At 72.2% G+C, this 12,784-nt stretch carries 10 protein-coding genes; 6 read left to right on the forward strand and 4 right to left on the reverse strand.

What is annotated here, in order from left to right; genetic code table 11:
• Window positions 1-14: 14 nt before the first annotated feature.
• The 3 genes from ACIGQF_RS19930 to ACIGQF_RS19940 form a co-directional block, all read right to left on the reverse strand.
• Window positions 15-1,031 carry a LacI family DNA-binding transcriptional regulator gene (locus ACIGQF_RS19930; RefSeq protein ID WP_399711741.1) on the reverse strand — a complete coding sequence of 339 codons (1,017 nt, stop codon included), beginning with the start codon at window positions 1,029-1,031 and terminating at the stop codon, window positions 15-17.
• Between the two features lie 116 nt (window positions 1,032-1,147).
• Entirely contained in the window at window positions 1,148-1,738 is a 591-nt protein-coding gene (locus ACIGQF_RS19935; RefSeq protein ID WP_399711743.1) for a flavin reductase family protein, read from the reverse strand.
• Between the two features lie 224 nt (window positions 1,739-1,962).
• The gene (locus ACIGQF_RS19940; protein ID WP_399711745.1) at window positions 1,963-2,622 is read right to left on the reverse strand and encodes a GntR family transcriptional regulator; all 660 of its coding nucleotides are present in this window, start codon (window positions 2,620-2,622) and stop codon (window positions 1,963-1,965) included.
• 95 nt (window positions 2,623-2,717) lie between these two features.
• Here ACIGQF_RS19940 and glyA point away from each other — a divergent pair, with 95 nt between their 5' ends.
• The 6 genes from glyA (at window position 2,718) to ACIGQF_RS19970 (ending at window position 10,412) form a co-directional block, all read left to right on the forward strand.
• On the forward strand, window positions 2,718-4,016 hold the full coding sequence (gene glyA / locus ACIGQF_RS19945; protein WP_399711747.1) for a serine hydroxymethyltransferase: 1,299 nt from the start codon (window positions 2,718-2,720) through the stop codon (window positions 4,014-4,016).
• Window positions 4,013-5,233: a sarcosine oxidase subunit beta family protein gene (locus tag ACIGQF_RS19950; protein ID WP_399711749.1), complete on the forward strand. Its 1,221-nt coding sequence runs from the start codon at window positions 4,013-4,015 to the stop codon at window positions 5,231-5,233. Before glyA ends, ACIGQF_RS19950 begins: the two co-directional genes overlap by 4 nt.
• Before the next feature lie 11 nt (window positions 5,234-5,244).
• Entirely contained in the window at window positions 5,245-5,541 is a 297-nt protein-coding gene (locus ACIGQF_RS19955) for a sarcosine oxidase subunit delta (protein WP_399711751.1), read from the forward strand.
• Complete coding sequence (locus ACIGQF_RS19960) at window positions 5,538-8,432, forward strand: sarcosine oxidase subunit alpha family protein (protein WP_399711753.1); 2,895 nt, start codon at window positions 5,538-5,540, stop codon at window positions 8,430-8,432. The genes ACIGQF_RS19955 and ACIGQF_RS19960 overlap by 4 nt, the downstream gene beginning before the upstream one ends.
• Window positions 8,425-9,054 carry a sarcosine oxidase subunit gamma gene (locus ACIGQF_RS19965; RefSeq protein WP_399711755.1) on the forward strand — a complete coding sequence of 210 codons (630 nt, stop codon included), beginning with the start codon at window positions 8,425-8,427 and terminating at the stop codon, window positions 9,052-9,054. The genes ACIGQF_RS19960 and ACIGQF_RS19965 overlap by 8 nt, the downstream gene beginning before the upstream one ends.
• 170 nt (window positions 9,055-9,224) lie before the next feature.
• Entirely contained in the window at window positions 9,225-10,412 is a 1,188-nt protein-coding gene (locus ACIGQF_RS19970; RefSeq protein ID WP_399711757.1) for a glycoside hydrolase family 6 protein, read from the forward strand.
• Here the strand turns inward: ACIGQF_RS19970 and ACIGQF_RS19975 are convergent.
• Window positions 10,360-12,288, reverse strand: coding sequence for a galactose oxidase-like domain-containing protein (locus tag ACIGQF_RS19975; protein WP_399711759.1), 1,929 nt, complete (start codon window positions 12,286-12,288; stop codon window positions 10,360-10,362). The genes ACIGQF_RS19970 and ACIGQF_RS19975 overlap by 53 nt on opposite strands.
• Window positions 12,289-12,784 lie beyond the last annotated feature (496 nt).

Below are 12,784 nucleotides of genomic sequence, written 5' to 3' on the forward strand. Positions count from 1 at the left end.
ATCAGTGCGGACGGTCAGTGCGGCGCGGGACCCGATGTGCCGCGCTCGATCAGCTCCACGTCGAAGACCTGCCGCCGCGGGGTGTGGGCCGCCGGCTGCTCGATGCGGTGCAGCAGCGTCGTCGCCGCGGCCCTGGCCATCTCCGCCAGCGGCTGGCGGACCGTGGTCAGTCCGATCATCGACCAGCTGGACATCGCGATGTCGTCGAAGCCGATCACCGACAGGTCCGCCGGGACCCGCAGACCCCGGCGCCGCGCCGCGTCCAGCACGCCGTACGCCACGATGTCGCTGCCGCACAGCACGGCTGTCGGCGCCGGGTCGAGCGCCAGCAGTTCCGCCGCGAGCGCGAAGCCGGTCTCGTGCGAATGGCTGCCCCAGTGCGCGTACTTCGGGTCCAGCGGGCACCCCAGCTCTGCCAGCGCATCTTCGAAGTGCTGCCGTCGGTACCGCCCGCTGGAGGTGTCCGGCGGCCCGGTGAGCACGCCGATCCGCCGGTGGCCCAGGCCCACCGCGTACTCCGCCGCGAGCCGACAGCCCGCCCGCTCGTCGCTCAGTACCCGGTCCACCTCGCCCCGCTCGGTGTCGCGGTGCAGCAGCACCAGCGGCATGCCCGACGCCAGGAACTCGGCCACCGCCGGTGATTCGACGGTCGCGGCGGCGAACACCACCCCGTCCACCGCCCGGCCGCGCAGCGCGTCCAGGTCGCGCGGCGCGCTGTCCTCGTCCGCGCCCGGAGCGCCCCGGGTGAGCAGCATCGTGCGGTAGCCCGCCGCGCTGAACTCGCCGTGCAGCGTGGTGATCTCCTGGGGGTACAGGGGGTTCACCACGTCCGGGGTGATCACGGCGACGGTGTACGCGCGATTCGTGGTCAGGGTCCGGGCCGCGAGGTTGGGGGCGTACCCGAGGCGCCGGGCGACCTCCAGGACGTGGTCGCGGGTGCGTGCGGCGACGAGGGTGTCGCCCCGGAAGACCCGGGACACCGTGGTCTGCGACACCCCGGCGGCGCGTGCCACGTCGTACCCGTTCGGCACCGGTCCTCCCCTGTCTCTCGGCCTCGCCCGCTCACCCTATAGCCGCCCGTCGAACCCCCTCCTGCGGACAGCTTCTGCACACAGACTTCTGCACGCGGGCCTTCCTGCGGGCCTCCTCACGCGGGCCGGGACCGGGCCCAACTCGGCGGCGGCGCGGATGTGGTTCCGACGAACTGGCCGCGGAGGTAGAGGAGCGGGCGGGCCTCGCGTCCCGGTTCCAGGGCGAGGACCCGGCCGATGACCACGTCGTGGTCCCCGGCGCCGTACACGTCGGCGATCTCGGCGTGCACGCGCAGCAGCACCCCGGGCAGTGACGGTGTGCCCCACCGCGACAGGTCCCAGCCCAGCCCCTCGTACTTCCGTCCCGTCCGCGACCCGAAGCGTGTGCTCAGCTCCGTCTGGTCCTCGGCCAGCACATTGACCGTGAACCGGCCGGCGGCCCTGATCCGCGGCCAGCTGCGGCCGTCGTGGCCGGCGCAGAAGAGCACCAGTGGGGGAGCGAGGGAGACCGAGGCGAAGGTCTGGCAGGTGAAGCCGACCGGTTCGCTGCTGTCCAGGCCGGTCACCACGGTCACCCCGGTCGCGAAGGTGCCCAGGGCGCGCATCTGCCGGGGTGTCGGGGGAGCGGCGACGGGCGGCGGCTCCGCCTGGGGCAGGGCCGTCGTCACGTGCGGAGCCGCTTTTGCGGGCTGGGCTGTGGTCGTCATCCGGGTCACCTCGACTGGTCCGGCGCGGGGCGTGGCCGCCGCGCTGTGGCTCGACGGTGGACCGTCGCCGCCGGGCCCCGCCGCGCCGCAGGCCAGTGCCGCGCGGTGCTGTCGAGTTCCCCCGGTCCCCTCCGGTATACGGTCCCAAAACCGTCCCGCCCCAGGGAAATCAAGGTCAGAACATCACGGACCGGAGTGGGCTGGTGCGCCCGTGCCGGAGGCGGTCAGAGGGCCTCGCGGATCGCGCGCTCGAAGCCCTGGACGTGGCTGTGGGCCAGCTCGGCGGCCTTGTCGGGGTCGCCCGCTGCGATGGTGCGCAGCAGCGGGCCGTGCTCGCCGATGTGGCCGGCCATGCCGGGCAGCCGGTCGACGAAGAGGCACCAGACCCGGGTGGCGAGGTTGTCGTACTGGACGAGAGTGTCCTCCAGGTACGGATTGTGCGTGGCGGCGTAGATCGCGCGGTGCACCGCCAGGTCCAGGCGCATCAGGTCGTCCGGGCTGCGGCCCTGCTCGCTCGCGCTCTCCAGTTCGTGCAGCAGGGCGGTCAGCCGGGACCGGTCCTCGGCGGTGGCGCGCCGGGCGGCCTGGGCCGCGGCCATCGGCTCCAGCTCCCGGCGGACCTCGGAGATGTGGGCGAGGTCGGTGATGTTGACCTCGGTGGCGAAGGTGCCGCGGCGGGGGAACGTCGCGATCAGCCGCTCGTACTGCAGCCGCTTGAGCGCTTCGCGTACGGGGGTCCGGCCGAAACCGAGGGACTGGGAGAGCTGTTCCTCGTTGATCGGGGCGCCGGGTCTGATGTCCAGCATGACCAGCCGGTCCCGGATCGCGCGGTAGGCCCGCTCGGCGAGCGACAGCTCCTCCGCGGGGGACTCGGAACCATTCATCGGGGCACCTCTTGACCTGTTCTCCGGGCTCACATACGTTACCGCACAGTCTGATATATCAGTCGGGCTTCAAGCGGATTCTAGGAGCGCCGCAGATGGCAGCGAAATCTTCGAACGCCCTCAACTCCCCGCTCGGCGCGCTCGACCCCGAGGTCGCGGCCGCTGTCGATGCCGAACTCCACCGCCAGCAGTCCACCCTCGAAATGATCGCGTCGGAGAACTTCGCGCCCGCCGCCGTCATGGAGGCCCAGGGCTCGGTCCTCACCAACAAGTACGCCGAGGGGTATCCCGGCCGCCGCTACTACGGCGGCTGCGAACACGTCGACGTCGTCGAGCAGCTGGCCGTCGACCGGGTCAAGGAACTGTTCGGCGCCGAGGCCGCCAACGTGCAGCCGCACTCCGGCGCGCAGGCCAACGCCGCGGCGATGTTCGCCCTCCTCAAGCCGGGCGACACCATTCTCGGACTGGACCTCGCGCACGGTGGCCACCTCACCCACGGCATGCGCATCAACTTCTCCGGCAAGCTCTACAACGTCGTCCCGTACCACGTCAGCAAGGACGACCTGCGCATCGACATGGACGAGGTCGCGCGGCTCGCCCGCGAGCACCGGCCGAAGCTGATCGTCGCGGGCTGGTCCGCGTATCCGCGACAGCTGGACTTCGCCGCCTTCCGCCGGATCGCGGACGAGGTCGGCGCCTACCTGATGGTCGACATGGCGCACTTCGCCGGGCTGGTCGCCGCCGGACTGCACCCCAGCCCCGTCCCGTACGCCGATGTCGTCACCACGACCACCCACAAGACGCTCGGCGGCCCGCGCGGCGGTGTGATCCTGTCCGGGGCGGAGCTCGCCAAGAAGATCAACTCGGCCGTCTTCCCCGGTCAGCAGGGCGGCCCGCTGGAGCACGTGATCGCCGCCAAGGCCGTCGCGTTCAAGGTCGCCGCCTCCGAGGAGTTCAAGGAGCGGCAGCGCCGCACGCTGGAAGGCGCCCGCATCCTGGCCGGGCGGCTGCTCTCCGACGATGTCGCCGAGACCGGCGTCTCCGTCCTCACCGGCGGCACCGAGGTCCACCTCGTCCTCGTCGACCTGCGCAACTCCACCCTCGACGGGCAGCAGGGCGAGGACCGGCTGCACCGCGTCGGCATCACGGTCAACCGCAACGCCGTCCCCTTCGACCCCCGCCCGCCGATGGTCTCCTCCGGCCTGCGCATCGGCACCCCGGCCCTGGCCACCCGCGGCTTCGGCACCGAGGAGTTCCGCGAGGTCGCCGACATCATCGCGCAGACGCTGATGGACGAGCCCGACGAGGCGCGCGCCGCCGCGCTGCGCGGCCGCGTCGCGGCGCTCGCGGACGAGTTCCCCCTGTACCCGGGCCCGAACGGAGCCACCGCATGAGCACGAAGCCGTTGCCCGAGCACCCCGATCACCTCTGGCGCAATCCCGAGCCCCGGTCCTCCTACGACGTGGTGATCGTCGGCGGCGGCGGACACGGTCTCGCCACGGCCTACTACCTCGCCACCGTCCACGGCATCACGAACGTCGCGGTCCTGGAGAAGGGCTGGCTCGCGGGCGGCAACATGGCCCGCAACACCACCATCATCCGCTCCAACTACCTCTGGGACGAGAGCGCGGCGATATACGAGCACGCGCTGAAGCTGTGGGAGGGCCTGCCGGCCGAGCTGGACTACGACTTCCTCTTCAGCCAGCGCGGTGTCCTCAACCTCGCGCACACCCTCCAGGACGTGCGCGAAGGAGTCCGCCGGGTCGGCGCCAACAAGCTCAACGGCGTGGACGCGGAGTGGCTCGGCCCTGACGAGGTCGCCGAGGTCTGCCCGATCCTCAACACCTCCAGCGACACCCGGTACCCCGTACTCGGCGGCACCTACCAGCCGCGGGCCGGCATCGCCAAGCACGACCACGTGGCCTGGGCGCTGGCCCGCCGCGCCGACGAACTCGGCGTCGACATCATCCAGCACTGCGAGGTCACCGGCTTCGTGAAGGACGGCGACCGGGTCGTCGGCGTGGAGACCAACCGCGGCCGCATCAACGCCGGCCGGGTCGGGCTCGCGGCAGCGGGCCACAGCAGCGTCCTCGCCGAAATGGCCGGCTTCCGCCTCCCCATCCAGTCCCACCCGCTCCAGGCCCTCGTCTCCGAACTGCACGAACCGGTCCACCCGACCGTCGTGATGTCCAACCACGTGCACGTCTACGTCTCCCAGGCGCACAAGGGCGAGCTGGTGATGGGCGCGGGCGTCGACTCCTACAACGGATACGGGCAGCGCGGCGCCTTCCACGTCATCGAGCAGCAGATGGCCGCGGCGGTCGAACTCTTCCCGATCTTCGCCCGCGCCCATGTGCTGCGGACCTGGGGCGGCATCGTCGATGTCACCCCGGACGCCTCGCCGATCATCTCCACCACGCCGGTGGAGAACATGTACGTCAACTGCGGCTGGGGGACCGGCGGCTTCAAGGGCACGCCGGCCGCAGGCTGGACCTTCGCGCACACCATCGCGACCGACTCGCCGCACCCCCTCAACGCCCCCTTCGCCCTGGACCGCTTCGTCACGGGCGCCCTGATCGACGAACACGGCGCCGCCGCCGTGGCCCACTGAGAGGACGCACGGTGCTCCTGCTGAACTGCCCATGGTGCGGGCCCCGCGACGAGACCGAATTCCACTACGGGGGCCAGGCCCACCTTCCGTACCCCGATTCCCCGGCGGATCTCGACGACCCGCAGTGGGCCCAGTACGTCTTCTACCGCGACAACCCCAAGGGCCCCTTCGCCGAACGCTGGTCGCACGCCATCGGCTGCCGCCGCTGGTTCAACGCGGTCCGCGACACCGTCAGTTACCAAGTACTGGCCACCTACCGGCTCGACGAGCCGCGCCCCGACGTCCTGTCCGAGGGAGGGAACCGATGACCGAGCAGCCCTGCCGCCTTCCCCACGGAGGCCGCGTCGACCGCGCCACCACACTGCGCTTCACCGTCGACGGACGCGAACTGACCGGTCACCCGGGCGACACCGTCGCCTCCGCGCTGCTGGCGGCCGGCGCCGTCGAGGCGGCGCCCTCGATCTACCGCGGCCGGCCCCGGGGCATCACCGCCGCCGGTGTCGAGGAGCCCAACGCGCTCCTCCAGCTCGCCGGGCCCTGCTCCGAGGGCATGCTCCCGGCCACCACGGTGGAGCTGTACGACGGCCTCGCCGCCACCACGCTCTCCGGGCTGGGCCGGCTCGACCCGACGCCCGACACCGCCGTCCACGACAAGAAGTACGTCCACACCGACGTACTGGTCATCGGCGCCGGGCCGGCCGGACTCGCGGCCGCAGCGACCGCCTCGGCCACCGGAGCCCGGGTCCTCCTCATCGACGAACAGCCCGAGCCCGGCGGGGCGCTGCTCTCCGGCCGCCGCGAGACAATCGACGGCCGGGACGCGCGCGACTGGGTGCGCGAGACCCGGGCCGCGCTGGACGCCGCGCCCGAGACGACCGTACTCACCCGCACCAGCGCCTTCGGCTCCTACGACGACAACTACGTGCTCGCCGTGCAGCGGCGCACCGACCACCTCGGCGCCGAGGCACCCGAAGGCGTCTCGCGGCAGCGGCTGTGGCACATCCGGGCGTCGCGGGTCGTGCTGGCCACCGGCGCCCACGAAAGGCCGCTGGTCTTCGCCGACAACGACCGCCCCGGCATCATGCTCGCCTCCGCCGTCCGGACGTATCTCAACCGGTACGCCGTGGCGCCCGGCGCCCGGGTCGTCGTCACCACCACCAACGACAGCGCGTACGAGACGGCCGCCGACCTCTGCGCGTCCGGCGTCGCGGTCGCCACCGTCGTCGACACCCGCACCGAACTGTCCGACCGCGCAGGCGAGTTCGCCACGGAGACCGGGGTGGAGGTGCTGACCGGCAGCGTGGTCACCGGCACCGAAGGTGACCCGCGGCTGACCGGCGTCACCGTGCGCGCCCTGGAGGAGGACGGGCGGGTGAGCGGCCCGGCCCGGTCCTTCGACTGCGACCTCCTCGCGGTCTCCGGCGGCTGGACCCCGGTCGTCCACCTGCACTCCCAGCGGCAGGGCAAGGTGCGCTGGGACGAGGACGTGGCCGGGTTCGTGCCCGTGGCCGCGGTGCCCGGACAGCACCTCGCGGGCGCGGTGTGCGGCACGTACGGCCGGGCGGACTGTGCAGCGGCCGGGGCCCGGGCCGGTGCGCTGGCCGCCGCGGAAGCGGGCTTCGCGACCGTCGTCCCCGACGCGCCGGCGCCCGAACCGCCCGCGCCCGTACGGCCGGTCTGGCTGGTCCCCGGCGAGGGCGACGACCCCGGCGCCTGGGACACCCACTTCGTCGACCTCCAGCGGGACGTCACCGTCGCCGACGTGCGGCGCTCCACCGGCGCCGGGATGCGCGGCGCCGAGCACGTCAAGCGGTACACCTCGCTGGGCACCGCCAACGACCAGGGCAAGACCTCCGGCGTCAACGCCATCGGGGTCATCGGCGAACTGCTGAAGGAGGCCGGCTCCCCGGCGTGCTCGCCGGGCGACATCGGCACCACCACCTACCGTGCGCCCTACACGCCCGTCGCCTTCGCGGCCCTGGCCGGGCGTGAGCGCGGGGAACTCTTCGACCCGGTGCGCCGGACCCCGGTCCACGACTGGCATGTCGAGCAGGGCGCGGAGTTCGAGGACGTCGGGCAGTGGAAGCGGCCGTGGTACTACCCGCAGTCCGGCGAGGACATGGACGCCGCGGTGGAGCGGGAGTGCCGGGCTGCCCGCGAGGGCGTCGCCTTCATGGACGCCTCCACCCTCGGCAAGATCGAGATATGGGGCGCCGACGCCGGCGAGTTCCTCAACCGCATCTACACCAACGGCTTCAAGAAGCTGAAGACCGGCTTCGCGCGCTACGGCGTGATGTGCAGGCCGGACGGCATGATCTTCGACGACGGCGTGACCCTGCGGGTCGCCGAGGACCGCTACTTCATGACCACCACCACCGGCAACGCCGCCACCGTCCTGGACTGGCTGGAGGAGTGGCTGCAGACCGAGTGGCCTGAGCTGGACGTGAAGTGCACCTCGGTCACCGAGCAGTGGACCACCGTCGCCGTCGTCGGTCCGAAGTCCCGTGACGTCATCGCGCAGGTGGCGCCCGACCTGGACGTCTCCAACGATGCCTTCCCCTTCATGACCTTCCGCGAGACCACCCTCGCCTCCGGGGTTCCGGCGCGGGTCTGCCGGATCTCCTTCTCCGGCGAGCTGGCCTTCGAGATCAACGTCTCGTCCTGGTACGGCCGGGCGGTCTGGGACGAGGTCCACGAGGCGGGCCGCCCGTACGGCATCACCCCGTACGGCACCGAGACCATGCACGTGCTCCGGGCCGAGAAGGGCTTCATCATCGTCGGCCAGGACACCGACGGCACGGTCACCCCGCAGGACGCCGGGATGTCCTGGGTGGTCTCCAAGCTGAAGGACTTCATCGGCAAGCGCTCGTTCACCCGGCCCGACACGGCGCGCGCCGACCGCAAGCACCTGATCGGCCTGCTGCCCACCGACCGCACCACCCGCCTCCCCGAAGGCACCCAGATCATCGACCAGGGAGTGCCCGTGACACCGGAGGCCGGGCCGGTCCCGATGCTCGGCCACGTCACCTCCGCCTACTACAGCCCGGCACTCGGCCGCCCGTTCGGTCTGGCGCTGGTCAAGGCGGGCCGCGACCGGATCGGGGAGACGCTGCTCGCCGTCGTCGGCGACGACCTCGTACCCGTCGAGGTGGCCGGACCCGTCCTCTACGACCCCGAAGGGACCAAGCGCGATGGCTGAGCCGACCTTCACCGACACCGCCGCCGGGCCCGCGGCACTCCGCCGCAGCCCGCTCGCCCACCTCGCCGGCCTGCTCCGGGACGCCACCGTCACCGGACCGCGCGGGGTCGCCGTCAGCGAATGGCCGTGCGCCACGATGGTGAGCCTGCGCGTCGACCCGGAATCGTTCGCCGGCGCCCGGGTCGAGAAGTGCCTCGGTGCCGCGCTGCCCGCGCGCTGCGGGGAGACGGCACCGGCCGGGCCACGCACCATCCTGTGGCTCGGGCCCGACGAGTGGCTGGTCGTCGCGCCGCCCGGCGCGGACCCGCTGACCGCCGAACTCCAGGAGGCGCTGGCGGGCGAGCCCGGCTCGGCCGTCGACGTCTCCGGCAACCGCACCGTCCTCGAACTGCGCGGCCCGGCGGCCCGCGACGTGCTGGACAAGGGCTGTCCGCTCGACCTGCACCCGCGGGTCTTCGCCCCGGGCCGGGCGGTGAGCACCCAGCTCGGGCCCGTCCCCGTCATCCTCTGGCGGACGGCCGAGGACACCTACCGGCTGCTCCCGCGCTCCTCGTTCGCCGACCACCTGGCGCACTGGCTGGTCGACGCGATGTCCGAGTACGCGCGGCCCGAGGTGCCCTGACGGGGTGCCACTCCCTCGCGGTCCGGCACGGTCGGGCAGTAAATAACACGAACGACGGTCATTCCGTGTCACTCTGAAGGGGTATGACATGGAATGACCGTTTCGTTGTGCGGTGTGCCGTACGGCGCGCACCGCGAAGGAGAGGACGCCGATGACTGGGCAGGCCGCTGATGAGTTGGCGAAATAACCGGGCGGGCGTGGCCCTCGGTGTGCTGCCGCTGCTCGGCACGCTGACCGCCGCGTGCTGGGCCGCGGCACCCGAGGGAAAGCAGACCGGCTTCTGGGTCGACCCCGACACCGCGGGCGCCCGCAAGGCACGGGTGCTCGCCGAACGGGGCCGGGAGACGGAGGCGGGCCTGCTGCGCCGGATCGCCGACCGGCCCGTGGCCGTCTGGCTGACCGAGGACAACCCCGCCTCCCGCGTCGCGCGCATCACCAAGGAGGCGGCCGTCGACAGCCAGGTACCGGTCTTCGTCGCCTACAACATCCCGCAGCGCGACTGCGGCCACTACTCCGCCGGCGGCGCCGGCAGCGACGACGCGTACCGCCAGTATGTCGCCCGGCTGGCCCAAGGGCTGGGCAGCCGCAAGGCGGTCGTCGTGCTGGAGCCGGACGCGGTGCCGCACGCCGTCGCCGGCTGCCGCAACCGCGCCCGCGCCGACCGCCTGGCCCTGCTGAACGAGGCGGTCCGCACGCTCAAGACGCGCCCGGGCACCTCGGTCTACGTGGACGCGGGCAACGCCTCCTGGATCAAGGACATCGACGCGCTCGCCAGATTCCTGTCGTCGGCGGGCGTCAAGTACGCCGACGGCTTCGCGCTCAACGTCTCCAACTTCCAGACCACCAAGGCCAGCGAGGAGTACGGCGACAAGCTCTCCCGGGCGCTCGGCGGTGCCCACTACGTGATCGACACCAGCCGCAACGGCAACGGCCCGCCCCCGCCCGACCAGGACCCGGCGAGCGGCGAGGAGAGCTGGTGCAACCCGCCCGACCGCGCGCTCGGCACACCTCCCACCACCCGCACCGGGCACCCGCTCGTGGACGCCTACCTGTGGATCAAGCGGCCCGGTGAGTCCGACGGCACCTGCCGCGGCGGACCGCCGGCCGGCCAGTGGTGGACCGACTATGCGCTGCAGCTGGTCCGCGGCTCGCTGGAACGCCCGCAGGCCCCGGAGCCGCCGCGCCGCCCGGCCCCGCCGTCCCCTGAGCAGCCGTCCCCGGAGCAGCCGTCCCCGGAGCCGCCGCAGCGGCCGGAGCAGCAGCAGGCCGGCGCCGCGCCCTCCCCGGCACCGGCCGCGGCCCCGGTCACTTCACGTGCACCCACTTCGCCTGCGACGGCGTCCCCCGCGCGTCCATGAGGAAGAGCATGTACCACCCCCGTGGCACCAGTGAGTGACTGCCGGGCACCTTCACCGACAGCGTGCCGCCCCGGCGCGTGAAGTCCAGCGCGATGGACCGCTGCTCCACATCGGTGACATGGGTGACGGCGCTCGGGCGCATCAGCCGGGCGGTCTTCACCTTCCCGGCGCCGGCGACGGTGAAGCGGGTGGTCCCGCCCCGCTCCACCTCGACCGGGCCGTGCGCCGCCGCCGGGCGCGTCCGCTCGTAGAGGTACGGCGGCGTGTACACCTCGATGCGCTTCTCGAACTCCCCGCCCCGGCTGTCCGCCCGGTCCGAGAAGAGCGGGTCGGAGCCGAAGACCGCGATCCGGCCGTCCGGCAGCAGCAGCGCCTCGGAGTGGTAGTTGCGGCCCACTGTCGGGTCGGCGACCCGGGTGAAGGCCCGGGTGCGCGGGTCGAAGATCTGCGCCTTGTGGTTGTCGCTGGCGCCCTTGCCCCGGTAGTCGCGGGACCCGCCGCTGGTGAAGACCTTGTCGTCCGGGGTGAGCACCGCGTTCAGGTAGCGGGTGCCCTCCGACAGGTCGGGCCCGGGGCGGTACCGCGGGTTCTTCTCGGTCAGGTCCACCAGCGCGGTACGCCCCGTGGAGCGCGGGGACTCGCCGACTCCGCCCCCGCCGAACAGCATCACCTGCTGCTTCTGCGCGGGCGGCAGCAGCACGGATGCGGAGGTCTCGGTCCGGTCGGCCTCCGTCAGGCCGGGAACGGGCTTGAAGGTGTTCTTCTTGGGGTTCCAGATGCCGGGCACGCGGCCCTTCTCGGCCGGGCCGTAACCGGCGTTGGAACCGGAGTAGAAGAGCTTGCCGTTGCCGGTGAGGAAGAGCGCGGGATAGGTCGGGAAATAGCGGTTCGGCCCCTTGGACCACTTGCGGGTCTTCGGGTCGTAGATCTCGTTCTTGCCCGGGATGATCTCGCCCATGTCGTCCAGCCCGGACACCGCGAGGACCTTGCCGCTCTTGAGGGTCACCAGCGTCGGGTACCAGCGGGCCTCGCTCATCGGGTCGACACGGAGGTACCGCTCGGCGACCGGATCGAACTCGTACGCGTCCTTCAGCCCCTGGAAGTCCTTCTTGTCCAGGCCGAGCTTGGTCGCCAGACCGTAGTGGTTGCGGGCGTCCGCGCCCTTGAGGCCCTTGATGTCGTACTGCGCCGCCGTGTTGGTCACCCCGGCCTTCCCCCGCCGCACGGCTTCGACGAACACGCGTGCCTCGCGCGCGGTGACCCGCATCTTCCCGCTCCCGTCGCGGGCGGGCGTCTTCTTGGCGCGCGGCACGACCACCGGGAACTGCGAGCGGTACTCGATCCCCTTCGGGCTGCGGAAGACGGTGCCCTTGGGCAGGGTGCGCGGCTTGTCGGGGTCCTCGTTCTTGACGACCATCAGGCCGCCGGCCCGGGTGACGTCGCCCTTGAGCTTCTCGTACCGGCGGGTGCCGCCCGCGACCAGCAGCTTGCCGTCCGGCAGCTGGGCGTGGCCGGCGCAGAACATGTCCTTCGGTGTGTGGATCTCCTTGAAGGTGTTCTTCACCGGGTCCCACAGGACGCTCTGGAACGTGCCGGCGTCGAAGTTCTGCTCGTCATTGCCGGAACCGGCGATCATCAGCACCTTGCCGGTGTGCAGCAGCGCGGCGTGGATGGAGTTGATCCGGAAGCGCTCCGGGACGTCCGCCAGGTCCCAGTGGCCGTACTGCGCCTTGTAGGAGGGCTGGTTGATCTTGTAGTCGTGGTACTTGTGCGAGGCGAAGCCGATGACCGCGGGCGCGTTCATCGCGCCGACCGCACTCAGCGCGACGGCGCCGACCGCCACCTTGCGGGTGCGGGGGCTGGGCCTGAATCTCACGTGGGGGCCTCCTGAGGGTGAGGCGGTCCCGGAGGACCAGAGAGAAGGGATGGGAGCTGCCCGGGTGTCAGGACGGCGCGGACGCGTCGGCCCCGTCGAGGACGGGCGGACCGCCCCCGGTGTCCGGACTGCGCAGGAACTCCTCCACCGCCCACCGGCTCGACGCGACCTTCACCAGGTCCGTCAGCCGCGCGGCCGACGGCCCGTAGCAGACGTAGTAGGCGATCCGCTGCGGGTCGCCACCGTTCCGCCGGGCCAGCACCCAGCGCCCGAACCCGTCCTGCGGGGCCGGGCGGATCGTGACCCGCGCCCAGGCGTACTCGCATGCCTCCCGCGGGTCGATCCGGCCCCGCACGTACTTCCACGCCTGCACGGGGAGCGTGGTGACCAGCGCGTCCACGCGTGCGTCGGCGCCGTCCGCGGTGTGCACCGTGTCGTCGCCCCCGAGCGCCAGGACGTACGGGACGCGGGACTCCTCCAGCCAGTCGCGGAGCGG

Origin of the sequence: Streptomyces sp. NPDC053560 (genome assembly GCF_044544605.1) — a bacterium.
In the GTDB taxonomy this organism is placed as follows: Bacteria; Actinomycetota; Actinomycetes; order Streptomycetales; family Streptomycetaceae; genus Streptomyces.

Coding starts and splice junctions, on each gene's coding strand:
- ACIGQF_RS19935 (WP_399711743.1), bottom strand. CDS start 1,738: ATGACGACCACAGCCCAGCCCGCAAAAGCGGCTCCGCACGTGACGACG.
- ACIGQF_RS19940 (WP_399711745.1), bottom strand. CDS start 2,622: ATGAATGGTTCCGAGTCCCCCGCGGAGGAGCTGTCGCTCGCCGAGCGG.
- glyA (WP_399711747.1), top strand. CDS start 2,718: ATGGCAGCGAAATCTTCGAACGCCCTCAACTCCCCGCTCGGCGCGCTC.
- ACIGQF_RS19950 (WP_399711749.1), top strand. CDS start 4,013: ATGAGCACGAAGCCGTTGCCCGAGCACCCCGATCACCTCTGGCGCAAT.
- ACIGQF_RS19960 (WP_399711753.1), top strand. CDS start 5,538: ATGACCGAGCAGCCCTGCCGCCTTCCCCACGGAGGCCGCGTCGACCGC.
- ACIGQF_RS19965 (WP_399711755.1), top strand. CDS start 8,425: ATGGCTGAGCCGACCTTCACCGACACCGCCGCCGGGCCCGCGGCACTC.
- ACIGQF_RS19970 (WP_399711757.1), top strand. CDS start 9,225: ATGAGTTGGCGAAATAACCGGGCGGGCGTGGCCCTCGGTGTGCTGCCG.